General features: G+C 48.5%; 27 protein-coding genes and 1 pseudogene. 10 read left to right on the plus strand and 18 right to left on the minus strand.

Annotated features, from left to right (window positions below; translation table 11 throughout):
- Positions 1-31: 31 nt before the first annotated feature.
- A complete protein-coding gene (gene mcm, locus FZP57_RS01455; RefSeq protein ID WP_074359697.1) occupies positions 32-2029 on the minus strand; it encodes a minichromosome maintenance protein MCM in 1998 nt (665 codons plus the stop codon).
- A 224-nt stretch (positions 2030-2253) separates the two neighbouring features.
- Here mcm and FZP57_RS01460 point away from each other — a divergent pair, with 224 nt between their 5' ends.
- Positions 2254-2688 carry a hypothetical protein gene (locus FZP57_RS01460; protein ID WP_074358450.1) on the plus strand — a complete coding sequence of 145 codons (435 nt, stop codon included), beginning with the start codon at positions 2254-2256 and terminating at the stop codon, positions 2686-2688.
- A gap of 103 nt (positions 2689-2791) precedes the next feature.
- On the opposite strand, the gene FZP57_RS01465 is transcribed toward FZP57_RS01460, so the two are convergent.
- From FZP57_RS01465 to FZP57_RS01475, 3 genes are all read right to left on the minus strand, one after another.
- A complete protein-coding gene (locus FZP57_RS01465; protein ID WP_191216359.1) occupies positions 2792-3427 on the minus strand; it encodes an RlmE family RNA methyltransferase in 636 nt (211 codons plus the stop codon).
- On the minus strand, positions 3420-3950 hold the full coding sequence (locus FZP57_RS01470) for a metallophosphoesterase (protein WP_074358452.1): 531 nt from the start codon (positions 3948-3950) through the stop codon (positions 3420-3422). The genes FZP57_RS01465 and FZP57_RS01470 overlap by 8 nt, the downstream gene beginning before the upstream one ends.
- 179 nt (positions 3951-4129) lie before the next feature.
- Positions 4130-4486: a DUF5518 domain-containing protein gene (locus tag FZP57_RS01475; protein ID WP_074358453.1), complete on the minus strand. Its 357-nt coding sequence runs from the start codon at positions 4484-4486 to the stop codon at positions 4130-4132.
- A gap of 185 nt (positions 4487-4671) precedes the next feature.
- Between FZP57_RS01475 and FZP57_RS01480 the strand changes: the two genes are divergently transcribed.
- On the plus strand, positions 4672-6129 hold the full coding sequence (locus FZP57_RS01480) for a cryptochrome/photolyase family protein (protein WP_191216360.1): 1458 nt from the start codon (positions 4672-4674) through the stop codon (positions 6127-6129).
- Here the strand turns inward: FZP57_RS01480 and FZP57_RS01485 are convergent.
- The 3 genes from FZP57_RS01485 to FZP57_RS01495 all read right to left on the minus strand — a co-directional run bounded on the left by FZP57_RS01485 (position 6126) and on the right by FZP57_RS01495 (position 7646).
- Positions 6126-6821, minus strand: coding sequence for a hypothetical protein (locus FZP57_RS01485; protein WP_074358455.1), 696 nt, complete (start codon positions 6819-6821; stop codon positions 6126-6128). The two genes, FZP57_RS01480 and FZP57_RS01485, sit on opposite strands and share 4 nt — an antisense overlap.
- A 236-nt stretch (positions 6822-7057) precedes the next feature.
- Complete coding sequence (locus FZP57_RS01490) at positions 7058-7198, minus strand: hypothetical protein (protein ID WP_191216361.1); 141 nt, start codon at positions 7196-7198, stop codon at positions 7058-7060.
- 190 nt (positions 7199-7388) lie between these two features.
- Positions 7389-7646: a hypothetical protein gene (locus tag FZP57_RS01495; RefSeq protein ID WP_191216362.1), complete on the minus strand. Its 258-nt coding sequence runs from the start codon at positions 7644-7646 to the stop codon at positions 7389-7391.
- Between the two features lie 335 nt (positions 7647-7981).
- Between FZP57_RS01495 and FZP57_RS01500 the strand changes: the two genes are divergently transcribed.
- Both FZP57_RS01500 and FZP57_RS01505 read left to right on the plus strand, forming a co-directional pair.
- Positions 7982-8542 (plus strand): YIP1 family protein, encoded by a 561-nt coding sequence (locus tag FZP57_RS01500; RefSeq protein ID WP_238337945.1) that lies wholly within the window; start codon positions 7982-7984, stop codon positions 8540-8542.
- Positions 8542-9369, plus strand: a complete 828-nt coding sequence (locus FZP57_RS01505) for a hypothetical protein (RefSeq protein WP_191216363.1) — start codon at positions 8542-8544, stop codon at positions 9367-9369. The genes FZP57_RS01500 and FZP57_RS01505 overlap by 1 nt, the downstream gene beginning before the upstream one ends.
- Before the next feature lie 9 nt (positions 9370-9378).
- Here FZP57_RS01505 and FZP57_RS01510 read toward each other — a convergent pair whose 3' ends face one another.
- Complete coding sequence (locus tag FZP57_RS01510; protein ID WP_238338004.1) at positions 9379-10764, minus strand: B12-binding domain-containing radical SAM protein; 1386 nt, start codon at positions 10762-10764, stop codon at positions 9379-9381.
- 378 nt (positions 10765-11142) lie between these two features.
- Here FZP57_RS01510 and FZP57_RS01515 point away from each other — a divergent pair, with 378 nt between their 5' ends.
- On the plus strand, positions 11143-11490 hold the full coding sequence (locus FZP57_RS01515; RefSeq protein WP_074358460.1) for a hypothetical protein: 348 nt from the start codon (positions 11143-11145) through the stop codon (positions 11488-11490).
- Here the strand turns inward: FZP57_RS01515 and rfbB are convergent.
- The 6 genes and pseudogenes from rfbB to FZP57_RS01545 form a co-directional block, all read right to left on the minus strand.
- Positions 11447-12457 (minus strand): dTDP-glucose 4,6-dehydratase, encoded by a 1011-nt coding sequence (gene rfbB / locus FZP57_RS01520; RefSeq protein WP_074358461.1) that lies wholly within the window; start codon positions 12455-12457, stop codon positions 11447-11449. The two genes, FZP57_RS01515 and rfbB, sit on opposite strands and share 44 nt — an antisense overlap.
- Positions 12458-12516: 59 nt before the next feature.
- A complete protein-coding gene (rfbC, locus tag FZP57_RS01525) occupies positions 12517-13074 on the minus strand; it encodes a dTDP-4-dehydrorhamnose 3,5-epimerase (RefSeq protein WP_074358462.1) in 558 nt (185 codons plus the stop codon).
- Positions 13067-13944 (minus strand): annotated as a pseudogene (gene rfbA, locus FZP57_RS01530) (glucose-1-phosphate thymidylyltransferase RfbA). Before rfbA ends, rfbC begins: the two are co-directional and overlap by 8 nt.
- Positions 13945-13966: 22 nt before the next feature.
- On the minus strand, positions 13967-14803 hold the full coding sequence (gene rfbD / locus FZP57_RS01535; RefSeq protein WP_074358464.1) for a dTDP-4-dehydrorhamnose reductase: 837 nt from the start codon (positions 14801-14803) through the stop codon (positions 13967-13969).
- A 9-nt stretch (positions 14804-14812) separates the two neighbouring features.
- Positions 14813-15505, minus strand: a complete 693-nt coding sequence (locus FZP57_RS01540) for an HAD family hydrolase (RefSeq protein WP_074358465.1) — start codon at positions 15503-15505, stop codon at positions 14813-14815.
- Between the two features lie 3 nt (positions 15506-15508).
- A complete protein-coding gene (locus FZP57_RS01545; RefSeq protein ID WP_074358466.1) occupies positions 15509-15730 on the minus strand; it encodes a hypothetical protein in 222 nt (73 codons plus the stop codon).
- A gap of 70 nt (positions 15731-15800) precedes the next feature.
- Between FZP57_RS01545 and FZP57_RS01550 the strand changes: the two genes are divergently transcribed.
- The 3 genes from FZP57_RS01550 to tsaA are packed head-to-tail and all read left to right on the plus strand — an operon-like array spanning position 15801 to position 17222.
- Positions 15801-16160: a helix-turn-helix transcriptional regulator gene (locus tag FZP57_RS01550; RefSeq protein WP_074358467.1), complete on the plus strand. Its 360-nt coding sequence runs from the start codon at positions 15801-15803 to the stop codon at positions 16158-16160.
- Positions 16160-16819: a cyclase family protein gene (locus FZP57_RS01555; protein ID WP_074358468.1), complete on the plus strand. Its 660-nt coding sequence runs from the start codon at positions 16160-16162 to the stop codon at positions 16817-16819. Before FZP57_RS01550 ends, FZP57_RS01555 begins: the two co-directional genes overlap by 1 nt.
- Before the next feature lies 1 nt (position 16820).
- Positions 16821-17222: a tRNA (N6-threonylcarbamoyladenosine(37)-N6)-methyltransferase TrmO gene (gene tsaA / locus FZP57_RS01560; RefSeq protein ID WP_074358469.1), complete on the plus strand. Its 402-nt coding sequence runs from the start codon at positions 16821-16823 to the stop codon at positions 17220-17222.
- Positions 17223-17268: 46 nt separating this feature from the next.
- Here the strand turns inward: tsaA and FZP57_RS01565 are convergent, their stop codons facing one another.
- Entirely contained in the window at positions 17269-17739 is a 471-nt protein-coding gene (locus FZP57_RS01565; RefSeq protein ID WP_074358470.1) for a flavodoxin, read from the minus strand.
- Between the two features lie 436 nt (positions 17740-18175).
- Here FZP57_RS01565 and FZP57_RS01570 point away from each other — a divergent pair, with 436 nt between their 5' ends.
- Entirely contained in the window at positions 18176-18841 is a 666-nt protein-coding gene (locus tag FZP57_RS01570; protein ID WP_238337947.1) for a class I SAM-dependent methyltransferase, read from the plus strand.
- Positions 18842-18958: 117 nt separating this feature from the next.
- Here FZP57_RS01570 and FZP57_RS01575 read toward each other — a convergent pair whose 3' ends face one another.
- The 3 genes from FZP57_RS01575 to FZP57_RS01585 are packed head-to-tail and all read right to left on the minus strand — an operon-like array spanning position 18959 to position 23255.
- Positions 18959-21547: an ATP-dependent helicase gene (locus FZP57_RS01575; protein ID WP_074358472.1), complete on the minus strand. Its 2589-nt coding sequence runs from the start codon at positions 21545-21547 to the stop codon at positions 18959-18961.
- Between the two features lie 47 nt (positions 21548-21594).
- Complete coding sequence (locus FZP57_RS01580) at positions 21595-22338, minus strand: metallophosphoesterase (protein WP_074358473.1); 744 nt, start codon at positions 22336-22338, stop codon at positions 21595-21597.
- The gene (locus tag FZP57_RS01585) at positions 22335-23255 is read right to left on the minus strand and encodes a prenyltransferase (RefSeq protein WP_074358474.1); all 921 of its coding nucleotides are present in this window, start codon (positions 23253-23255) and stop codon (positions 22335-22337) included. The genes FZP57_RS01580 and FZP57_RS01585 overlap by 4 nt, the downstream gene beginning before the upstream one ends.
- A gap of 98 nt (positions 23256-23353) precedes the next feature.
- On the opposite strand from FZP57_RS01585, the gene FZP57_RS01590 reads away from it, so the two are divergent.
- A complete protein-coding gene (locus tag FZP57_RS01590) occupies positions 23354-23902 on the plus strand; it encodes a HEAT repeat domain-containing protein (protein WP_074358475.1) in 549 nt (182 codons plus the stop codon).
- Positions 23903-24044: the final 142 nt, after the last annotated feature.

Here is a 24044-nt window from a genome sequence, read left to right on the forward strand (position 1 = left end):
ACCTCCAGATAAAAGTGTTAATATGGAAAAGCTAAACTATCTTAAGGTATCCTCTGCTGGGTTCAAATATAACTCCCTTGTCCTTGAGGATCCTTATGACTTCCTCCACCTTTTCCTCACTCACATTATATCTATCCATCATCTCAGATATAAGAATATTGGTGGGTGCCTTGCCACCGTATTCATCCTCAAATTCCCTTATGAGTTCAATGATCAGGCGGAACTTGTCCCTCTCAGATTTCGGTGTTCTCCCCTCAACCTTGTCTATGTCTATCTTTCCTGTTTCAGGGTCGTAGCCCACCTGTTTCAGACAGGCCTGGGATAACTTGATGGCCTTCCTGGCGTCTTCAGCCTCAACGTGTTCCTTGAGCTTTATCTTTGCACTGGCCTCAGAGAGACGTATTATGGCCTCCAGCTGCCTTGCGGTTATGGGTACCGGGGAATCCTCATCTGCAGCGCTTGCCCTCATTGATACATAGAAGTCCTCAAGGACCTGCATGGCTTCATCCGTAAGCACCGGCCGCACGTTCTTCCTTGCATAGGCGATGTACTTCCTCAGGAGTTCAGGGTCAATTTCGAAGGGCATCTGGTCCTCCTTATGGGTCTTGAGTATGTGCCTTGCAAGGGCACGGTCCTTGTCCTCATCGGGCTTGTCCTCAACCACAAATATGAGGTCGAAACGTGAGAGTATGGTTGATGGGAGGTCTATCTGCTCCGCTATTGACTTGTAACTATCGAAGCGTCCGAACTTGGGGTTTGCAGCTGCAAGGACAGAGCACCTTGAGTTGAGGGTGGCCATTATCCCTGCCTTTGCTATGCTGATGGTCTGCTGCTCCAGGGCCTCGTGTATGGCAGAGCGGTCCTCCTCACGCATCTTGTCCAGTTCGTCAACACAGACGTTACCCTTATCCCCGAGGACAAGGGCCCCTGCCTCAAGGGACCAGCCCCCGAATTCATCCCTGACGGCAGCGGCTGTAAGACCGACCCCTGATGTACCCTTACCGCTGGTGTAGATGCCTCTGGGGGCCAGCTTTGAGACGTACTTGAGCATCTGGGACTTACCTATACCAGGGTCCCCTACTATGAGTATGTGTATGTCTCCACGAAGCCGGGTCTTGTCATCAAGCTCCTTACCGGAGCCACCGAAGAGCTGGAGGGCTATGGCCTCCTTGACCTCACGGTACCCGTGGATTGATGGGGCCGTGGATCTTATTATCTTCTCATAGATGTTGGGGTCACTGGCAAGTTCCTTTATCTTCTCCTCATCCTCCTCTGTTATCTGGAGCTCCTCGAATTCCTGTTCAAGGAACTCTGCATAGTTACCGTATATGAAGTTCTTGAACCTCTTGGTCCTCTCATCCCTGACGGTTCTCAGGGTCCCGGTGACCCTCACTATATCACCTGGTGTGAGGGTGTCCACAAGGTCATCCTCAAGGACGACCGTTATCTGCCTGGGCTGCTCCCCACCTGAAAGGTTCTCCAGGGGCTCCTGGAGTTTCAGTGTCTGGGTGTCAAGGAACTCGGACTCATCCTGGAGCAGCCGGAATGACCGCCCACCACACTCTGAACACATGGAGGGCTCCGTTAACATGTTGGTTGACTGGGTCACCTCATGCAGCCTCATACATCCACGGCACTCGAAGACAGCCTTAACTATCCTGGGCCTTATCTCATCGGTTTTCCTCACAATCCCATCCACAGCCACAAATTTACCTATGAACTTGCTGCGGAGCTCCCTCAGGGGGATTATGTTGCTGATCCCCATGAATTTTATGTTGAGTTCAGCGTTCTTTCTGAGGGGGTCTATGTTCCTTATGGCCTGCTGGGCTGCCCTTATCACATCATCGGGTTTTTCAATTAAAAGGTCTGCAAGGTCCGGATCGAACATTTCAAGGTCAAGATAATCAACATGGATTGATCTTTCAGTAGGATATTTCTCTATAGCCTCAAAGACCTTATCCTTGTACTTTGTTGAGAAGAATTCCTCGAATTTGGTCAGTGCTGTTTTGCTCTTGTCAACGGTTTTCATCATGAAAACTATATTATGACCCCATTATAAAACTTTAATGAGGAATTTTCTTTGGGGGTATTGCAGGAATCATTAAGTGATAAGGTTCTGATTTGGTGATTGTTAAATAAGGGATTGCAGGGATCATTAATCATTAAGTAATAAAAGATCCTGAGTTTAAATGGACACCGATGAGATCATAGTGATGTAAATGTTTACTGACTAGGTTGAGTCCAGGTGATATTATGAGGAGATCAAGGATAAACATGTTCAAATTAACATCAATGACAATATCCATCCTGGGAATACTCCTTATCATAGGTACGGTACTGGTATTCGCCTACATTGGTGTTGATGCCATTTCAGAGGCCATATCAGGCAGTGTTGACAGGGGATCCCAGTATGATGAACTTGCCAAGCTTCAGAGTGATTACTCCGCCCTCAAGGTACAGTATGATGATGCTAAAAAGGAGGTTTACAGGAGGAACAATGATAACCTGACAAAGACATACCTGAATGCAGAGATCGAACTTGTGAAGGCAAAATCCGCCATAGATGATGTTAACAGTGCACTTGTAACCGATAAACCAAAGGAAGAGGTTGATGAGAGGATAAAAACTGCAAGGTACCAGCTTCAGGTGGCTGCACAGGCACTGGATGATTTGAGGAGAAGGCTCTGAGATTCCAGAGCCTTTCATCTCAATGAGTATGTTTTTTCATTCTTTACCATTTGTCGGGATTTGAGTGAATCTATGCTGTGATTTTCCCATCTTTATTCTGGATCTAGACGATGATCCTCTCCCATTTTCTTCTTCCCTTAAAGTCCCTTCCAACGATGTACATCTCAGCACTGGCCTTCCTGGATGATGCCGGCTTTGTGGTTTTAAGTTTCCAGAAGTCCCTCCTGAGCCTGGACAGGATCTCCGGGAGGTCAGGACCCTGAAAGGCCTTTATAAGGATGTTTCCCTTCTTATCAAGCACCCTGTAGGCTATATCAAGGACGTTCTCAACCAGTTCCATTGAACGCAGATGATCAATGTCCTTTATACCTGATAGTGATGGTGCGGCATCGGATATGACCACATCTGCCCTGCCGCCCAGTTCATGGATTATCCGATCCTTTATCTCTGGGTCGGTGAAGTCACCCCTGATGGACCTGAAGTTTTCAGCCGGAAACCCCTTTATCCTCTGAAGGTCCACGGCAACCACCAGTCCATCCTCACCAACCTTATCAAGGGCGACCTGTGACCAGCCCCCTGGAGCTGCTCCAAGGTCAAGGACCACATCACCCTTTTTTATGAGCCTGTAACGGTTGTTGAGCTGAAGGAGCTTGTAGGATGCCCTTGAACGGTAGTTCTCCATCTTGACACTCCTGTAGTAGTGGTCCCTCTTCCTTTCAGCCTGCCACCTCTTACCCATCGGCGGCACCTCCAAACTGCAGTGATCTGCATACAGGGGCCCCCACCTTAACAATCTCAGCATCCAGTTTATCATCCTCTACCCTGAGGAGCATGACGCTTGGATCCGTTAACCTGGGGACGGTGGGGCTTCCAGGGTTCAGGAGGAGGATGTCCCTGAGTTCCGTTATGAAGGGTTGATGTGTGTGTCCAGTTATGAGGACATCAGCGTCAAGCTCAAGGCCAATGTACCTCAGCTGCTGGGTGTCCCCGCGGGGGTAAACCTCACCATGGTTCAGCCCAATCCTTAAGGATTCGATCTCAAGGACCCTTGACCTGGGGATTTCGGTGTGATGATAGCGGTCCATGTTCCCCTGGACACACTCAACAGGTGCCAGTGTTTCAAGTTCATGGACGACTTCCATTGATGTAAGATCCCCTGCATGGAGGATCAGCTCCACCTCACTGAATACCCTGAAAACCATTTCAGGGATCCCCTCTGCCCTGTCCGGTATATGGGTGTCTGATATAACTCCGATCAGCATTCAAAGTCTCCATCATATTTACATTCAGAATATCTGTTTTCTGTTAAAATAAATCTTAGGGTCCATGATGCCCCGGTAAAACAGTTCATGGTCCTCTCTATTAAAAATACTCTATTTTCCAGATTAAATGTTTTGACCGGGAAAAAGCCGATTCCTGTACAGGTGGAATGTTCCCTTTTTCAGTCGCCTGCAAGGAATCCTCCGATGGCGCCACCGATCCCCATGAATATCATGGATACGAGTAGAAGTACAAGCACCAGGGCAGTTCCTGCAAAGGCCCCTATCAGGAATCCTCCTAAACCCCCCAGGACCGTGCCAAATATCACAAGAAGTATGGCCAGCACTATACCCCCCAATGCTCCTGCAACGGTGGCGTTCCAGAACCCTGCAAGGGCGCCCTCCTTAACCATGAGGCCCACAATGAAACCTGCAAGGAAAAGACCCAGCACCGAGGCCTGGTTAATGAAGGGACTCAGTATAACAGGAAACACCACCGAGAGTACGAAACCGGTAATAACCGCTCCAGGTTTAACCATTATAAACACCTGTGTAATCTATGGTGAATGATCCTAATAAAACTTTGCAGATTTATAGATAATGAACAGCCGATCCCTCTATGAAAATCCTTTTTAAATTTATAGATACTGTAGATAATGAACAGCCGATCCCTCTATGAAAATCCTTTTTAAATTTATAGATACTGAGCAACATATCTCTATTCATGAATGAAAAATCCGCTGCCCTGGTATTCCCCCATCACCTTATGAAGTTTCACCCTGCAGCAGAAAAAACCTCCCGCTTCATACTTGTGGAGGAACAGCTCTTCTTCGGTGACCCGGTATTCAGGCTGAATTTCCATAAGAACAAACTGGTACTGCTCCGGGCATCAATGAGGTACTACCGTGACCGCCTTGAAGGAGGGGGCATGGAGACAGAGTACATCGAACACAACCCGGACCCGGGGATGTCATACCTCAGGGAGCACCTTGAGGAATATGACAGGATCTACACCCTGGAACTCCTTGACCATGAACTCAGCAGGAGACTTAGGGGTCTCTGCAGGGAACTCAGTGTTGAACTTGTTGAACTTGAAGGTCCCTTCCTCCTGAAGAGGGACCTTATGGATAAATACTTCATGGGGGACAGGTTCTTCCTCACATCATTCTATATAAGGGAGAGGAAGAGGCTTTCAATCCTCACCAGGAATTCGAAGCCGGTTGGGGGTAAATGGACCTTTGATACCGAGAACAGGCGCAGATTACCACAGGGAATGAAGGTTCCAGAACCTGTAAGGCTTCCTGAGAACCCCTATGTCAGGGAGGCCAGGGCCTACGTTGAGGAGAGGTTCCATGATAACCCAGGGTCCACCGAGCACTTCAACTACCCCACCACCCACAGGGAGGCTGAAATATTCCTCAAGGACTTCATTGAGAACCGCCTGGAGAACTTTGGGAGTTACCAGGACTTCATATCCCGTCAGGAGATATTCCTCTTCCACTCGGTGCTTTCATCATCACTCAACACATGCCTCATCACACCGGCCGAGGTTATGGATGCGGCCCTGTCTTCCAGAGCCCCCCTGAATTCAGTTGAGGGCTTCGTGAGGCAGATCATGGGGTGGAGGGAATTTGTGAGGGCGGTTTACATCAAAAAAGGATCCTATGAGCGGAGCAGGAATTACTTCAAACACACGAGGAAACTCAACAGTAAATTGTACCTGGGATGTACGGGTATAGAACCCTATGATACTGCAGTAGGGAGGGTTCTGGAGTACGGGTACACGCACCACATAGAGAGGCTCATGGTTATAGGGAACTTCATGCTCCTCCTTGGCATAGACCCTGATGAGGTCTACAGTTGGTTCATGGAGATGTTTGTAGATGCCTATGACTGGGTCATGGTGCCCAATGTCTATGGCATGAGCCAGTACGCCGACGGTGGTCTTATGGCAACAAAACCCTACATCTCATCATCAAACTACCTGCTGAGGATGAGCAACCACAGCCGCGGCGAATGGTGCGATGTATGGGACGCCCTGTTCTGGACATTCCTCAGTGATAAAAGAAAGCTTCTTGAGGCAAATCCAAGAATCAGGGTACTCTACAGGCACCTTACAGATGAAAAGTTAAGGAGATTTTACAGGGTGAGGGAAGACTTTCTTGAGGATCTTGGCTACTAACCCCTCATTGTGTAGTCAAGGTATCCTCTGTTGTAGAGCCTCTGAAGGTCCGATGCATGCATCAGCTCATATGCAGCGTAGGGGTTGTTGAGGTATGGGTGTATGAGGCCCTTTATTATGTAGTAGTAGGCTCCGAGCCTCCCGTACTGTCTCCAGGCTATCTGGACGTAGAGGGGGAAACCGCAGCCAGGGTTTATGAATACGTTACCATCCCTGACCGTGCCATGGAATACCATGGGCATGGGGCCCTCCTGACCCTTTTCCCTGGCTATACGCTCAACGTAATCCATTGCCTCATCAAGGCTGCTGAATTCGTATCCATCAGCCCTGTAACGGTATTTGCCGTCAGGCACCCCGAATATGAATGCTTCAAGGACCTCTGTCCAGTCTATATCGGTACGGTACTCCTGGCTGATATATGCGAGTTCGATTATTGTTACGTTGCCCTCCCTGTAGTGGCGGTAGTTTGAGTCGCCTGCATAGTGGACCACAAGGGCGCATTTTGATCCCCTCTGGGCAGCGTAATCTGCCAGGACCTTTGACTGGGGATGCCCCGGGTACATGTCAGGATTTGCCACTTTAACAAAGCCCAGGCGTCCAACGGGTTCCACAGGACTCAGTGCCGTCACAGCGTAGAGGTATGAACCAAACAGAAGGACAGCTGCAATGATGATATACGATGACCTTGACATTAAAATCCTCGGTTTAGGTTTATGATTTAATCCTTACCATGGCATCATGTATAAAAGTAACGGTGAACTTCAGCCCCTCTTGACCTATCTTAAGTTCACAGCAGGGCTCGGGTTCAGTCCCTTTCCCTCAGCATATCCTTAAGTTCATTTATTTCCCTTCTAAGTTCTTCAAGGTTTCTCTCAATTTTTTCAATGCTATCATGGATCTCCTTCTCCTCCTCAGGGTTTTTAACGAATCAGGAGGCAAGGGACGCCGTGAGGAAGCCTATGAAGGTCACCCCGACCAGCATAAGCATGCTTGTAATGGCCTTCCTGTAGGGTGTTGCAGGTGTTATAACAACTTCACCTGAGAGTATGGCTGTGATGCTGTACCACAATGAATCAAGGGGGCCTCTGAGGGGGATCTGTTCACACCGGCTTCGGTGATGTAGAAGAGGAGGCTTCCTGAGGCAATGGCAAAGAGGAGTATGCCGAGGGCCTCATCGACGTGGGTGTCCACCATGAATGAGAAGATCTTTTTAAGGTACTTTCTAAAGAGGGCTAGGACCTTTATGACCCTTATGAACCTTAAAAACCTGAAGGCCCTGAAGAAGTCGATGGGGATGAATGCGATGATATCGACCCAGTTCTCCTTATGAAGCCCAACCTATCCTCGGAGCCCCTGAGGTTGAACATGAATTCTGTAAAGAGGATTAGGCATAGAACCAGGTCGAACTGGTTTACGGCGGTTACAACGGGGGGACTGGCTTTATAGATTGAGAGGTAAGTTAAAAGGACTATATCCAGGACTATGAGTATTATGAGGACCGCTTCCTTGAACTTCAAGAGTTTACCTGAGTCCATGGTACCCCCTGTGATGACTATTTATTTTCATCTTGAAATACTTTGCATTCATCAGGGAAGTGGAGGATCTCTGCAGTAAATCTATGAGAACCTGCAGACTGACCACCTTCAAAAACTTCGTAATAGACAGATATTACGAATTACACTGATAAAATTTTATTATGCCCTGACTTCAAATTAATATATAAATTAAGGGGGGGTGATGCTCTACGTTGGGGTGCGTAGAAGATCTCAAATGGATTAAGATGCAGAAAATCAAAATGCCTTAAATTATTGTTCTCATGACGGTAACCATAAAGTTAATTGGGGGTTTAAAGTTGTTAAAGGGAATTATGCACCTTTCAGATGACATCCTCCTTCTTTTAAAGTCTCCGGAGGAAGCACTTAAGAGGACAAAGGATATGGGGCTTGAAAATCAGGGACTCTATCTCTACGTCTTCCTCTCGGCTTTCCTTGGGTTCAGCCTGGGAGGAGCCTTATCCTCTGTAACAGGGGGATGGCTGATAATGCCGGTGATCTTTGCACTGGTAGTTCTTGTTGTTTCATTCCTGAAACTCCTCTTATGGTCGGTGATATCATATATCGTGGCCTTAGCGGTTTTCGAGGGTAAGGGGACCTTCACCGGAACCCTTAAAATGATGGGATTCTCGGCGGCTCCATTCATAATAGGGATATTCGCCTTCATGACCCTCACACTCCTCCAGACGGTCTTCACATCAACCCTCCTGATGGTGATAATGTACATATGGGTCATTATGATTGCAGCCGCTGCAGTGGACGCTGAACATGAAATAGGCTATGGGAGGGCATTCCTTTCAGTATTCGGCCTCCCGGCCACTGTGATGGTGCTTCTTATAATGCTCGTAGGGGTGTTCTGATGGATTCAGATAAACTTTTAAGCGCCCTAATCATCCTGGTACTGGTGGCCGCGTTCATCACAGCCCTTGCAGCGCCTCTGCTGCCATCAGATGATGATAGGGTTGTTAAGGAGAATTTCACACTTGAAAAGACGGGGGCGTCTGATGTTAAATATGTTAACCTGGATATAGAGTCAAACGCAACAGGAGTACTCCTGGCATTCACCAAAAACTCCGGGAATGTTTATAACATTGAAACAGAGAGGGATGAAGGTTCAGTGGCACCATCAGTTAACCATACAGTGGACGGTGAAAACCTGAACATAAATGTGAAAATGGATGGTGGCGCTGCAAGGGTCCTCCTTTCAAACGAATACACCTACAACATCACCATCAGGAGTAAGGTGGGTGGATTCACAGCCATACTCTCAAATGATTCAAGGATAGACACCCTCAACTCAACGATCGAGTATGCCGGCGGCGGAACACTTGTAATCGGAAGAACAGCCTTTAAAAACATATCAATGAGCGTAAATACAGGGGGATTCTACATAACAGAGACTCAGCCGGATATTCAGGGTAACGGATCAATATACACTGATGTGAACATCGGAGGAACCACGTTAGCAATGAATAAACTGAGAAACCTCAGGATAATGGCAGATGTTGATTATGGTGGGATATCCTTTGAACCCCGGGGCTTCAATGTTATCAGTAACAGAACAGGGCACCTTGAGATGGAGGGTGATTCCTACCGGACAGCAGATTCAAGGGTTGATATAATAAACAGGGTGGGCCTCGGCGGATTCAGCATGATACCCTACATGTTACCCTTCGGTTTCCAGTAAACCCCATATTTATTTTTTTGACCTGAAGGGTATTTTCGGTTCTATGTAAGTCCTGTAGAGTGTTTTAAGGAAAACACCTATCATGTAACCGTGTTTCAGGAGGTAGGATGGTCTTGAATAGAACCTGATGTAGGCCTTCACCAGCTTCCTCATTACAGTCTCCCGGCTCAGTCCAAGTTTCTCGTACTTTATAACTGGCTGTATAACCGTGTACTTATCCCAGTCCTCATCCAGGAGGTTCCTCTTACTGAGTTCATGGTAGATGGGTGTCCCTGGGAAGGGGGTGAGGATTGAGTACTGGCTGTAGTCAGGGTCGAGTTTTATTGAAAAATCAATGGTCCTGTCCATCTCCGAGGGCTTCTCTCCGGGGTAACCGAGGATGAATGAGGTTACAACATCAACACCCACATCTTTAGCAGCCTTAACAGCATCCTCAGCCTGCTTCAGGGTTATGCCCTTTTCCATGAGGTTAAGAATCCGCTGGCAGCCTGATTCAACACCATAATATACGGTGCTCATACCTGCGGACCTTAGATCCTCAAGAAGCGACCTCCTGACCATGTCAACCCGGGATGATGTGACGAAACTCACATCAATTCCCCTTTCTCTGATCTCCCGTGAAATTTCCCCTGCCCTTGGCCTGTGGAGCATGAAGGTGTCATCGAGGAACGCGATATCATGGAGCCCGTATCTGTCCACAAGCTCCTCCACCTCATCCACCACATTCTCAGCGCTCCTGAACCTGAACTTCTTACCCATTATGAGGGAGGATGAGCAGTACCTGCAGGGATAGACACAGCCCCTGCTGGTTATCATACCCCCGGCTTCCTGGTCCGATGTCTCATAATCACGGAAGGGTACAAGGTGCCTTGCAGGAAATGGTAAATCATCAAGATCCTCTATGAGGGGCCTCGGCCTATTTGTTCTTATGGAGCCACCCTCCCTGTAGCTTATACCGGCAACGTCCCTGAGGGATGGGGCTCCCCTTCTCTCATACTTCTCTGCAAGGTCAACAATCGTGGCCTCCCCCTCACCCATCACAACAACATCAAGGGCATCCGAGTCACTGAGGGTCCTTTCAGGGAGAAAGGTGGGGTGTGGTCCTCCTATGACCGTAAGCACATCAGGAAGAAGCCTCTTAACGGCCCCGAGGTATTCAAGTGAGGTCTTTATGGTTGCTGTTGTTGCTGTTATCCCAACAATGAGGGGGTCAAGTTTTTCGATGATACCTGCAACCTTCTCTGCACCCAGCCCCTGGAGGTCATCATCTATGATTTTAACACTGAAGGAGGCCCTTTCAAGGGCGGCTGCAAGGTACATGAGGTTCAGGGGTGGGAGGACAAGGCCAAGCTTATTCTTCACAGCATTTTTATCCAGGGGGTTTATGAGAACCACATCCAATAAGAACACCACCATCCATTAAATCATCACCGCCCATCATGCTGCAGAATTCAATGGGATTTAACGCGTGCTGCAGTTTCATCAATTTAACACTGAAAACACACTATGATGACCGGGAATACATGGAGGAACATCGGGGTTCATGGAATATCCAATTTTGAGATCGAGTTTTTCGGGTAAGGGCCTGACGGTGCATTTTTCCATGCATTATCATGTTTAACATGGAGAGCAAGAATCAATGGATCCTATTGCTTTTCATCTGCCGGTGATGTATCCATTTAATAATATCGTGGTGATGGTTTAAGTATCTTCTCCATTGTATCATCTCTGGATGGGGCACTGATTTAAATGGGGCGACCCATAACTTAAACCATGAAGATAACCGATGAAGATGTTATAGAATACCTGTCCCTCTTCACGAGCATCCCCTCCTTCCTTCTCGGGAGATGGGCAAGGTCCGGCACAAACCTCGCCTCAAGGTTCAGTTCACGGATAGTATCAGAGTACGGTAAACTTTCAGATCATGACAGGAGGAGGGTGAGGGCGGTCCTTGAGATGGACGTGGATGAGATCCAGGAGGTCCTGAGGAGGGCCCATGAAAGGACAGGTAAGAAGCAGCTAATGATACTTTCAGATCCATCATCAAGGGAATTCATAGAGAGGAACCTCGCCGAGATCAGGAGCCTAATCGGTGACCGTACATCCTCTCATAGTACCTGAGGTATTCCCCGCTCTTTATGTTCTCCCACCATTTGCGGTTACGGATGTACCAGTTGATGGTCTCCCTTATACCCTCCCTGAAGGAGTAGCGGGGCTTCCAGCCAAGCTCATTCCTTATACGTGTGGCATCAATGGCGTACCTCCTGTCATGGCCGGGCCGGTCCTCAACGAATCTTATGAGGGACTCATCTTTCCCCAGTTCCCTGAGGATTAACCTCACAATATCAATATTCCTCCTCTCATTGTTACCACCGATATTGTAGACTTCACCATCCCTTCCATGATGCAGGACAAGGTCTATGGCACTGCAGTGGTCCTCCACGTGCAACCAGTCCCTCACATTCATCCCATCACCATAAACCGGGAGGGGCCGATCCTCAAGGGCATTGGTTATCATGAGGGGTATGAGTTTCTCAGGGAACTGGTAGGGTCCGTAGTTGTTTGAGCACCTTGTAATGTTAACAGGAAGCCCGTAGGTCCTGTGATAGGCCCTCACCATGAGGTCAGCAGCGGCCTTGCTGGCAGAGTAGGGACTGTTGGGTGCAAGGGGAGTCTCCTCTGTGAAGTACCCTGTTTCAGCGGAACCATAGACCTCATCGGTGGATATCTGTATGAACCTTTCAATCCCCTCCCTCCTCGAGGCTTCAAGGAGGGTCTGGGTTCCAAGGACATTGGTTTTTATGAATATTTCAGGGTCCTGGATGCTTCTATCAACATGGGACTCTGCAGCAAAGTTTATAACAGCATCAACATCCCGGATTATCCTGTTAACAAGTTCCCTGTCGGTTATGCTTCCCCTTATGAAGGTGTAGCGTGGATGGTCCTCCACATCCCTCAGGTTTTCAAGGTTACCGCAGTAGGTAAGGGCATCAAGGTTTATTATGCTGTAGCTGTGCCTTTCAAGCATGTACCTTATAAAGTTACTTCCAATGAACCCGGCGCCACCGGTTACCAGAATTCTCTCCATGGGATCTCCTCACAGTTATGGGGTGTTTTATCTTCTAATGGATCTGGCCCCCTGTATCCTCAAAGGTATACAGGGTTTTCCCGTAGGGGCCTCCATTTCCGGTCCTTATCTGAGATTATAAGTTCATCCACAAGGTCGAGGGGCCATTCAATACCGATATCCGGGTCGTTCCATGGGATGCCAGAGTCATATTCAGGGTGGTAGAGACGGGTGCATTTATAGTTGAGTATGCACTCATCACTGAGGGCCAGGAATCCATGGGCAAAGCCTTCAGGGATGAAGAACTCCCTCCTGTTTGAATCTGATAGTATGACACCGGTCCATTCACCGTAGGTTTCAGAATCCCTCCTGAGGTCAACCGCAACATCAAAGACCTCCCCCTTCACCACACGGACCAGCTTACCCTGGGGTTTTCTCAGCTGGAAGTGAAGGCCCCTCAGGACGCCCCTGCGTGACATTGACTCATTGTCCTGCACGAATCTAACATCAAGGCCGCCATCAATGAAATCTGATTCATTGAAGGTCTCCATGAAGTAGCCCCTCTCATCGGAGTATACCTCCGGTTCTATTATAACAGCACCATCCAGTTCCGTCCTTATGAACCTGAATTTACCCATGGAAGTTACCCTCCGCAAGGTCCCTCAAGTACTTACCGTAATCTGTCTTCTCAAGCCGGGATGCCATTTCAAGGACCTGTTCCTTGTGATCCAGCCATTGTTATAGGCTATCTCCTCAAGGCATGCAATGTAGAATCCCTGCCTTTTCTGTATGGTCTCTATGAAGCTGCTTGCTTCAAGGAGGCCGTCATGGGTCCCTGTGTCCAGCCAGGCCATCCCGCGTCCCATGAGTTCCACCCTGAGTTTTTTCATCCTGAGGTACTCCTCATTGATGGATGTTATCTCAAGCTCCCCCCTCTCCGACGGTTTTATCTTCTCGGCGATCTCAACCACCCGGTTGTCATAGAAGTAGAGGCCGGGCACAACATAATTGGATTTAGGTTTCTCTGGTTTCTCCTCAAGGGATATCACCCTGCCCTCGCTGTCAAATTCAACAACACCGAAGGGTCGGGGGTCCTTAACATAGTAACCGAATATAACGGCACCATCCCTGAGGGAGGCGGCCCTCCTGAGTATTTCACTGAAACGGTGCCCGTAGAATACGTTGTCACCGAGGACAAGGGCGACCTTTGAGTCTCCTATGAACTCCTTCCCCACGATGAAGGCGTCCGCTATCCCCCTGGGCTTTTCCTGTACAGCGTAGCTGAATTTAACTCCGAACTGGCTGCCATCACCGAGGAGGTCCCTGTAGAGGGGCAGGTCCCTGGGGGTGGATATCACCAGTATGTCCCTTATACCTGCCAGCATCAGCACAGAGATGGGGTAGTAGATCATGGGTTTGTCATATACGGGGAGGAGCTGCTTTGAAACAGCCCTTGTTATCGGGTAAAGGCGGGTGCCCGAGCCTCCTGCAAGCACTATTCCCTTCATAGCTTCACCTCATACTTAACTGTTAAACACCATATTCCCTTTTAAGGTAATCCTTAAGGGCCTCCCTGTAGCTGCGGAGGGGTTTGAAGCCCTCCATGGTCCAGTTATGGTTTTTAAGGATGGAACACCTGGGCCTTCTGGCGGGCCTCGGGAAATCCTCGCTTCCTATCGGCTTGAGTTTCACGTCCATATCAAGGACTTCAAAGATCTCAAGGGCAAATTCGTACCATGAACAGTTCTCCGAGTTTGTAATGTGGTAGATCCCATAGGCCGGTCTTTCGATGAGTTCAGCCATGGCCAAGGCAAGGTCATGGGTGTAGGTGGGTGAACCGTACTGATCATCCACCACGCTTATCTCATGACCCGCCTCTGCAAGCTCTATCATGGTCTTAACGAAGTTCCTCCCGTTCCTGCCAAACAGCCAGGATGTCCTTACTATATAGAACCTGTCGGTGAGGTCCCTTACAGCAAGCTCCCCAAGGTACTTTGTCCTCCCATAAAAGTTCAGGGGGTTTGGTTCATCAAATTCAAGGTACCCTGAGTCCTTTTCACCATCAAAAACATAGTCCGTTGATATGTAAACCAGGGAAGCCCCTGTATTTGAGGATGCAACGGCAATATTCCTGGTTCCAAGGACGTTCACCTGATAGGCTGTTTCACGGTCTGATTCAGCACCATCAACATCGGTGAATGCCGCTGAATGTATCACAAGGTCCGGCTGCATGTCATGGATGGTCTCCACAACTCCCTCAAGGTCCCTCACATCCACATCGGTTGTTAGAACCTCATGATCCTTCTCAAGGACCTCCCTGAGGTCACTTCCAAGCATTCCAGACGCACCGGTTAACGCTATCCTCATAGAAACACCTCAGAGGCTTACACCTGCACCGTAAGCTGATATTATCTCGAAGAAACCTTCAACGTCATGCAGACCCTCAAGCACATGGTCTGCGCCGGCTGATTTAAGTTCAGCACACGTGAAGTCCCCTGTGGCAACCCCTATGGTCCTGAGTCCAGCCTCCCTACCCCCTGCGATGTCCCTGGGGGTGTCACCGACTATGAAGGTTTCGGAGGGGTTCACGGGTCCCTCCCTTGCAGCAAGCCTCTCAAGGGCCACCCTTATAATTGAACTCCTCCTGCACCCCTCATTACCGAAACCACCATAACTGAAGTATTCACTGAAACCTGCCTGCTGAAGCTTCAGCCATGCAACGGGTTCAATGTTACCTGTAACAACCCCCAGGGGGACATTCATCTCATGGAGTTTTCCAAGGACGACTCCGGCACCTTCCAGGGGCGTTATACGGTCCCTTTCAAGGTTTTCAAGGTAATGGCATGAGATGCTATCAACGATCTCCGAGAAGACACCATCATCAATCTCAAGGCCGTATCTACGGGCAGTACGGAATATTATCTCCCTGTCGGTCATCCCCTGGATGCTTCCAATGTCGATTTCGATTTCAACATCAAAGAGGTCCCTGAAGGCCTGTTTGAATGAATAAAAATGACAGTGGGATCCGGTAAGCAGTGTTTTATCTATATCAAAAATCATGGTTCTCATACTCTATTCTCCGCCGTATTTTTTTCTCAGGTGTTCTGAGGTGTAATCATAGTAGATCAGGTTTGATTTCAGGAATACTCTCTGGACAGGGTTTTCATCAATAAGAAAGGTCACGGTTATCTTTCTTTCACTTACACGTATATCCAGGGCGTTTCCCCCGACCCCTGTCCTGTAGGCGTGCTCCCCACCACCAAGGTCCTTTATCCTTATCCAGTCCACGGCCATTAACACATCCCCTTCACTTCTGGCTAACCGGCGGTATAATTATCTACACCCTATACTATAAACATATTTCATGAAAGGGGATATCTGTGAAGTTGAGGCTGCAGATGAGGTTAAGGTTCGAAGGGTCAGGGAGAGAATGCCATCAGATGGTGTGGTGAGGAGGGCCTCGGATGTTTTCAAGTTACTGTCAGAACCAACCAGGCTTAGGATACTCTACGCCCTATCGGCCGAGCCCCTCTGTGTGTGTGAAATAGCATCCCTCCTGGGGATGAACCAGTCGGCAGTTTCACATCAGCTCAGAATCCTGAGGTCGGCGGGCATCGTGAACTATGAGAGGGTGGGGAAGATGGCCCGCTATTACCTTAAAGAGGAGGGCATCGTTAATGTCATGGAGAGCTGTGAGCATATAGGATCCATGGAGGATCGGTGATGTACACCCTCCTATCATACCCCCTTGGAGCAGATTCTCCGGTCCACCCTGCGCTCCTGGATGTTAAAACCAGGATCAGGAACAGGATACCCTATGATGGATATGAGACCCATATAATCTGCACCGAGAACCATGCAGGCACCCATGTTGATGCACCGGCCCACTACCTTGAGGGTGGAAGGAGAATCATCGACTATGGGATTGATGAACTGGTATTTGAGAACCCCGGTCTTTTTGATGTTGCTGCTGAGCCTGGAAGCCCGGTAGGACCCGGGGATATTGAACTGGAGGATGAACACGATATAATCCTCATAAGGACCGGTTATGGATCGATGAGGGGCACCGAGGCATACCTCCAGGATAATCCATGGATAAGCCCGGAACTCATTGACGGTATAAGAAGGGATTATCATGGGATAAGGGCCATAGGGATTGACTGCATATCAATATCCACCCCATCCAGGCCATATGAGGGGAAAATGGCCCATCTGAATGCCTTCGTTGAGGGGGATGATTATGGGGATCCCCTTCTTATCATAGAGGACATGAAACTTGATGGAGTTACAGGGGAGATTGAAAGGGTCCTTGTTGTCCCCTGGATGGTTGAATCGGTTGATAGTGCCCCATGCACGGTTATAGCAGAGATGAGGGGGCCTTGAAATGGATATAGTTATAAGGCCGGTGGGGGTGATAAGATCACCCTTCAGGGTGAGGGGTGATGCACCTCCCCAGGGGAGATTCTCCGATGAGAAGAGCGAGATACACATATTCCCTGAATACAGGAAGGCTGCAGAGGGCCTTGAGCTTTTTGAGCACGTGTTCGTCATCTACTGGCAGCACCTTGCTGAGAGGGACGTCCTGAAGGTTGTTCCCCGCGGAAAAAGGAATAAAAGAGGTGTTTTCTCAACAAGGGCTCCTTCAAGGCCAAACCCCCTGGGACTGTGCCTTGTGAAACTGCTTGATGTGGATGATGTTCTAACCGTCCAGGGCCTTGATGCCCTTGATGGTTCACCGGTTATTGATATAAAACCCTACTATAAGGATATTGATTCTCCATGGTGAAACTCTTCCGGGTCCCGTGGCCTGCCTGAACATTCAGGCTGAGCCTCTATGATGTCAGCTCTCTTACAAAGGGTTCTATCTTGCAGTCGCAGGTGCCTTCCTTCATTTCCTTTTCAGTTATGGCCATGGTCTGGAGGGGTTCACTTTCAAGTATCTCGGCCATACGCCTGAAGGTCCCTTCTTCACCGGTACCCCCGTAGGTGCAGAAGAATGCGGCCTTCTTTATCTTTGAACGGTTTTCCTTGAGGTATGTGCTCACGGGGACAGAGGGTTTACCTGCCCATACAGGTGTCCCTATGATCACAAGGTCGTAGTCTGCAGGGTCCCTGCTGTAGGGTTCCAGTACGGTGTCGGTTTCCCTCAGGGCCTGATAAAGTGATTTTAAAGTCCCGATAATCCCTGAACGTTTCTGTGTATCACGTATCTCCTCAACATCGCACTCCATTTCACCGGCAATTTTAGATGCAACATCCCTTGTGTTGCCTGTTCTTGAATAGTATACCAGAAGTGTTTTCATGGGGATTTATCTGTAGCCGGGATCATTTATATTTCACGGAATCACTGTAGTTGAGGACTGGCAGTACAATTTTTTTTGCAAAGCAGGGATCATATATTTCGAACTGTAGCGGACTCTTGATGCGATTTGATATATTCATTAAAATTAATGAATCCAGCTTTAATATTAAGCGGAACCCTCAATATTCTGAAAAGTAGTGGCTGTAACTTTCATTATATGGGGGGTAGCTTCCAGAGATTTTAAAGGGGGGTTGTTAGGAGTGAAAAAACGGGGAGGTGCTTTTTCAATTTTTTTAATCTCTGGAAGCTTATAATTTTCTTGCTTTCAACAGAATTAAGTTCGGGATGTTGAAAGCAACAATAGGGGGGTGATGTGTGTATGAGACACACAAAACTATATGTCAGAGATCTCACATATAAACTTTTCGGTGGTGATTATGGAGGGACCCCTCTTCACAGGCCGTACATGGAGGGAGTACATGAAGATGTTTGACCTTGACACCGAGGATATAAGAAGCCTCAGGATACTGGACTGCCCCGCAGGAAGCAGTTCATTCACACCCTTCATGATATCAGGGGGAGCTGATGTGACGGCCTGTGACATCATGTACAAAGAAAAACCAGAAACATTATCTGAAAAATGCCGGGAACACCTTGAGTTTCTCACAGAGGCCCTAAGAAGAGTCAAGGATAACTTTAACTGGGAATTTTACAGTTCACCCGATGAAATGTTTGAGAAGCGCCTCGAGGCCTGCAGATGCTTTACTGATAGCTATAAAAAACACCCCGAGGCCTACGTGCAGGGTGATATAATGAAGCTGCCCTTTGATGATGAAAGCTTCGACCTTGTACTATCATCACACCTGCTCTTCATATATGATCACAGGCTTGACTGGGGATTCCACAGGAGGGCCCTTGATGAGCTGATACGCGTAAGCTCAGGGGAGGTCAGGGTATACCCCCTTGTAAAGGAGAACGGTGAACTATCAGGATACGTTGAAAGGTTCATCAGGGAGAGGGATGATGTTGAAGCAAGGATAGTCACCGTTGATTACGAGTTCAGAAGGAACGGCAATCTAATGCTCATTATAAGGAGGCCCTGAATTTGATGTGAGGGGTTTTGGAGGGATTCCTCATGAACTCCCATAAACCTCATGGTTATCGGGTTTCATGATGCTTTCAGAGCCCCTCACTGGCCTTTCATCCGAGGGATCAGGGGGTTACTTCTTTATCTCATCCCTTATGGCCTGATGCATTCTCCTTATGAATTCGATACGGTCCTCGTACTTGAGCACATCAAGGTAACCCTGGGCAACAAGATTGAAGGCAAAGGGAGAGGGTATCCTTGTGTTTATCTGTTTAATCTCCATTTCACCATTTTTAATCCATTCAAGGACCTTCATGGCATTCTCAAGGTCCATATAATCCTCCATAACCTCCCGCCGGGCCTCCTCAAGTATGGGGAACCTGTCATCAAGTTCACTCACGAATTTCAGAAGGATCTTCCCCCGCACCTGCTGCCTTCCAACGGATTTCTCCTCACCCTTGTACCTCCGGAGTATCATGAGGGCCCGGCCAGCGCAGTGCCTGAACCTGCTTGCAAGGGTTTCTGTCCTGTCCAGGGCCTTTTTAAGGACATCCCTAAGGTTTTCAGGTTCAAGGTCCATGAAGGATTCAAGCCCACCCATCTTACCCTCGGAGCTGAGATAGAATCCATTGTCTGATATGGATATCATAACATCCCTCCGGTAGCGTTCCGCAATGAGGTATGCGACGGCCCTTGAGAGTGCATCGTTCACCCTCCTGCCGAAGAGGCTGTGGAATACAAGGAACTTCCTGCCACCAAAGCCGGTGTAGTATTCAACGAGCAGCTTCCTGATGCTGGGTATCCCGGCATAGTGGTACTGCTCATGGAAGTACTGGTAGATGGCCCCTGCGGCAGTCTCATCCACGTGGAGGTAACCCCTTATAAACTCGATTATCTCACTCCTTGAGTGGCCATACTGGAACTTACCATCCATTATATCCCTGAACCTCTGAATATCAACCGCAAGGTCAAAGGATAGGGGTAGCTGCTCAGAGAACCAGGATGGTATCGTTGGAGGACCCGACGCGGGGGTTACATTCACGGTCATACCCCTTGCATAGTTGAACCTGTAGATTTTACCCCCAAGGACGAAGGTATCGCCCTTCCTGAGCTTCTCCATGAACTCCTCTTCAATCCTCCCAACAACCCTTCCCCCGCACTTGACAACAGCGGAGCTCCGGTCAGGTATGGTTCCAATGTTGGTTGAGTAGAGCATCCTTGCAAGCTTACCGCGTTTACCGAACTGGTTCTTCTCACGGTCAATCCATATCTTGGCATAGACGTAGCGTTCCTCAAGCTCAACGTACTCCCCTGCAAGGTAACTCAGGACAGAGAGATAGTCATCCCTATCAAGGTTGCGGTAGCAGTAACTGTTCCTTATAACATCAAGGGCGTGGTCAATGTCCCAGGGGTTTTCAATGGCCATACCGTATATATGCTGGGAGAGGACATCCAGGCAGTTCTCAGGGATCCTTATGGAGTCAATTTTCCCCTCAATGGCGTTTTTGAGTATGAGTGAACATTCAACAAGATCGTCCCTGTCCACAACCACTATACGCCCCTTTGATTTTTCATGGAGCTGGTGACCGCTCCTGCCTATCCTCTGAAGGGCCCTTGAAACAGACTTGGGTGAACTCAGAAGCACCACAAGGTCAATGTATCCTATGTCTATCCCGAGTTCAAGGGATGTTGAGGACACAACCGCCCTTAACTGGCCCTTCTTGAGTTTCTCCTCGGTTTCAAGACGGTGTTCCCTTGAAAGGGATGAATGGTGGGCCATGACATTCTCATCATTGTAGGTGTCGGGGAAGCGGCTCTTAAGGTTATAGACAACGCTTTCGGTACCGCTCCTTGTGTTTGTGAATATCAGGGTTGTCCTGTGCTCCATTATGAGGTCGTGGAGTATGTCGTAGAGGCCGTTACCTATCTCCTCAGGGTCTGCTGCAACCATGTCATCAACGGGGCATATGAGTTCAATGTCCAGTTCCTTGAGGTAGTTAACGTCGACTATGAGGCAGTCCCTCTCCCTACCATAGCTGTAACCCACAAGGAACCCTGCAACCCTTTCAAGGGGATGGACGGTTGCGGAGAGACCTATCCTGGTGAAGTCCCCCACAAGGTGCTGGAGCCTTTCAAGGCTAAGTGATAGATGAACACCCCTCTTATTGTCTGCAAGGGCATGTATCTCATCCACAATAACATAACGGACAGTTGAGAGTTTTTCACGGAATCTTGGAGCAACGAGAAGTATTGAGAGGGTCTCCGGCGTTGTTATGAGGATGTGGGGCGGCTTTGCAAGCATCCTTGAACGTTCATAGGGCCTGGTATCCCCGGTCCTCACCGCCTTCCTGATATCAAGGCTTTTCCCATTCTCCTCTGCAATCTCCCTGATTGCCCTGAGGGGCTCCTCAAGGTTCCTCTCAATATCATTGTCAAGGGCCTTGAGGGGTGAAATGTATATGCAGTAGACGCTGTCCTCAAGTTCTCCTGATTCTGCAAGGGATGTGAGCTCACTGATTATTGAAAGGAAAGCGGTCAGTGTCTTCCCTGAACCCGTCGGAGATGATACAAGGACATTCCTGCCCCTGTGTATGTCCATTATAGCGTACTTCTGGGCCTCTGTAAAGTCTTTGAAGCTCCTCCTGAACCATTCACTCACCCATGGGTGCAGTATGGAATGAATCTCCTCTGAACTGTATTTTTTCTTCTGTTTCTCTATCAAGGGATCACCATGTTCTCATGTGCATGAAGTTTTCAGGAGTCCTTCAATCAGAGAGAGGGCCTGTTTTCGGATGCTGTGAACTCCATGAGATCTCTGACGGTTCCAAACTCAAAGACCTCAAAGTCCTCCACACCGTACACAAGAAAGTCCTGGATACCGGCTTCCCTCAGGAATGGTGAAAGGATTGCTTCATGGAGTATATCCGAGCCCTCGGTCACAAAATTGAATGATGGCATGACAACAAGCCCCTTGTCCCTGAAGGGGCCCTTGAGGAAGCACTTGATCTTCTCAATCCTCTCACCGCTCCTGAGACCCACACATGGATGCTCATGTCCAATTATCACGGTATCCCCTCCTACAGGTTCGGGTATTATATGGCCGTGGGTTAAAAGGAAACCCGAAATTTCAAGGGTTTCAAGGATCCTGATGTTGCTGGTGTGGGGTATGTGGGGTATCAGGGGGTCATGGTTCCCCTTTATGAGCGTTATCTTCCTGAAGTTTCCCTGGAGGTGGTCGAGGGTCCTGGCTATTTCACGGTTTTCCTGCCGGCTGAGCTTACCGAATTCATGCTTGAGGTCACCGTTTATAACAATCTCAGCGGCCCCTGAGATGTCCTGTATAAGGTCTATCCGTTCAATTATCTTCCTGAACTGGAATGAGGGAACCATGACTCCCTGCTGGTTAAGGTACTGTTCATAGCCAAGGTGAAGGTCAGCGATGACCATGGTGTCATCGATGAGGAGTGAAAGGTCAAATATTTCAAGTCCGTCATCGAGGGGGAAGCCCTTCATTGAATCACACCAGCCATTATGGAGATGAGATAGAGGGTGTTGAGGATTCCGAAGGCCACAAGTGAATTCATAACGATTTCAGATTTCCTGACAATATCATCCCTTGTATCTGACCCTGAAAGGAAGGCGTGGAGGCAGGGGACGGTAACCATAAGTGAGAGGAGTGCCATTATGAGAAAATTGATGCTCTCAGCGAATCTGGGTGAAAACTCAAGGAGTCCGAAGAGAAGGGTTGCTGCAGATGCAGAGAGCACCATGATCCTCCTTGAACCATCCACACCGATCCTCACAGGAAGGGTCCTTTTACCACCTTCAAGGTCCTCCCGTAGATCAGGGATCTCAACGTTTACTATGAACACCATCTGAAGGAGCATCAATGATATGGAGAAGAGAAGGAGGGAAGTATCCAGGCCCCCTGATATTACAGCATAGCCCATACCCGGGAATATGAATCCTGTAAGTGAGGTCGCAATCTCCCCGAGCCCCCTGTATGAAAGTTTAATTGGCGGGGCACTGTAAAACCATCCCAGGAGGTTTCCAAGAACCGCCAGGAGGACTACAATAGCATTACCATAAACTGAGGCGTAGAGGACCGATATGGAAACTGAGAGCATTATGAGGGTGACTGCAAAATTCCTTGCAAAGCCCCTGAGCTCAGGGTGCCTCTGCAGGACACCGCTACCACCTGTGTAGGATGTAACAGCATCTGGATTATCATTTTCAAAGTCATAGTAATCGTTACTGTAGGATACAGAGAGGTGGGCGGGCATCACAATTGCATAGCCCATAATAAACCTTTCAATGGAAAACTGACCTGTCTGGACACCTGCAAGGAGCCCTCCTGCCGCGTAGAGGATTAAACCGGCCCCAAGGAATGGAAACCTTCCAAGTTTTATTACCTCGGCTACCTGACCCATACATGATTTTTATATTCCTTGTGGAATAAAAGATTACCACATGATGGTAACACAGGTAACGGTTCGACCCATTTAACCGGATGAAGTCAGGTGGTCCAATGGATTATGAGAAGATGAAGGAGAAACTGAACTCAATGGATTCAGGGGAAAAGATCAGATTCATCGATGAACTCAAACCCTCTGAAGAATCAGTGGAGCTACTTGTAGACCTTCTTGATGATGAAAGCCATCCTGTGAGGTTCAGGGCGGCTGAAAGACTCGGAGGATTTGGGGAGATAGCCCTGCAGAGACTTATCGATGTGATGGACACCCGTGAAGGTGATGTGAGGAGATACGCCACATTCGCCCTTAAAAGGATAGGCGACCCCCGTGTAACCGACCACTTCATAGAGGCCCTTGAGGATGAGGACTGGGGTGTGAGGAAGGTCGCTGCAAGGTCCCTCGGCGAACTCGGAGATAAAAGGGCCGTCGAACCCCTTATAAGGGCCCTTGAGGATGAGGACTGGGGCGTTAAACTGGCAGCTGTCCGCTCCCTCGGCGATCTAGGGGATGAAAGGGCAATAGAACCCATTAAAAAGGCCCGGAGAAAGGGGGATAATGACTTTAAGAAGGCCGCCAATAAATCCCTTAAAAAGATACAGTCCTGAATGGACTGTTTTCAATTAATTTTCCTCAATAACTGATTTTTTCATGATAATCCCTCATAGGGATCGGCAGAGCTCATGGAAATTGACGGCTTCGAACATTTCCATAAAGTATAAAAGTTCATAATTTTTAAGGATAATATAT

It is taken from the genome of Methanothermobacter sp. THM-1, from assembly GCF_009914355.1.
Lineage (GTDB): Archaea > Methanobacteriota > Methanobacteria > Methanobacteriales > Methanothermobacteraceae > Methanothermobacter > Methanothermobacter wolfei.

Coding starts and splice junctions, on each gene's coding strand:
- FZP57_RS01590 (WP_074358475.1), top strand. CDS start 23,354: ATGGATTATGAGAAGATGAAGGAGAAACTGAACTCAATGGATTCAGGG.
- FZP57_RS01550 (WP_074358467.1), top strand. CDS start 15,801: ATGAAAGGGGATATCTGTGAAGTTGAGGCTGCAGATGAGGTTAAGGTT.
- FZP57_RS01555 (WP_074358468.1), top strand. CDS start 16,160: ATGTACACCCTCCTATCATACCCCCTTGGAGCAGATTCTCCGGTCCAC.
- FZP57_RS01470 (WP_074358452.1), bottom strand. CDS start 3,950: ATGCTGATCGGAGTTATATCAGACACCCATATACCGGACAGGGCAGAG.
- tsaA (WP_074358469.1), top strand. CDS start 16,821: ATGGATATAGTTATAAGGCCGGTGGGGGTGATAAGATCACCCTTCAGG.
- FZP57_RS01540 (WP_074358465.1), bottom strand. CDS start 15,505: ATGAGAACCATGATTTTTGATATAGATAAAACACTGCTTACCGGATCC.
- rfbB (WP_074358461.1), bottom strand. CDS start 12,457: ATGGAGAGAATTCTGGTAACCGGTGGCGCCGGGTTCATTGGAAGTAAC.
- FZP57_RS01480 (WP_191216360.1), top strand. CDS start 4,672: ATGAATGAAAAATCCGCTGCCCTGGTATTCCCCCATCACCTTATGAAG.
- FZP57_RS01545 (WP_074358466.1), bottom strand. CDS start 15,730: ATGGCCGTGGACTGGATAAGGATAAAGGACCTTGGTGGTGGGGAGCAC.
- FZP57_RS01580 (WP_074358473.1), bottom strand. CDS start 22,338: ATGAAGGGCTTCCCCCTCGATGACGGACTTGAAATATTTGACCTTTCA.
- FZP57_RS01585 (WP_074358474.1), bottom strand. CDS start 23,255: ATGGGTCAGGTAGCCGAGGTAATAAAACTTGGAAGGTTTCCATTCCTT.
- FZP57_RS01565 (WP_074358470.1), bottom strand. CDS start 17,739: ATGAAAACACTTCTGGTATACTATTCAAGAACAGGCAACACAAGGGAT.
- FZP57_RS01505 (WP_191216363.1), top strand. CDS start 8,542: ATGGATTCAGATAAACTTTTAAGCGCCCTAATCATCCTGGTACTGGTG.
- FZP57_RS01570 (WP_238337947.1), top strand. CDS start 18,176: ATGGAGGGACCCCTCTTCACAGGCCGTACATGGAGGGAGTACATGAAG.
- FZP57_RS01460 (WP_074358450.1), top strand. CDS start 2,254: ATGAGGAGATCAAGGATAAACATGTTCAAATTAACATCAATGACAATA.
- rfbC (WP_074358462.1), bottom strand. CDS start 13,074: ATGGGTAAATTCAGGTTCATAAGGACGGAACTGGATGGTGCTGTTATA.
- FZP57_RS01515 (WP_074358460.1), top strand. CDS start 11,143: ATGAAGATAACCGATGAAGATGTTATAGAATACCTGTCCCTCTTCACG.
- FZP57_RS01485 (WP_074358455.1), bottom strand. CDS start 6,821: ATGTCAAGGTCATCGTATATCATCATTGCAGCTGTCCTTCTGTTTGGT.
- FZP57_RS01465 (WP_191216359.1), bottom strand. CDS start 3,427: ATGGGTAAGAGGTGGCAGGCTGAAAGGAAGAGGGACCACTACTACAGG.
- rfbD (WP_074358464.1), bottom strand. CDS start 14,803: ATGAGGATAGCGTTAACCGGTGCGTCTGGAATGCTTGGAAGTGACCTC.
- FZP57_RS01475 (WP_074358453.1), bottom strand. CDS start 4,486: ATGGTTAAACCTGGAGCGGTTATTACCGGTTTCGTACTCTCGGTGGTG.
- mcm (WP_074359697.1), bottom strand. CDS start 2,029: ATGAAAACCGTTGACAAGAGCAAAACAGCACTGACCAAATTCGAGGAA.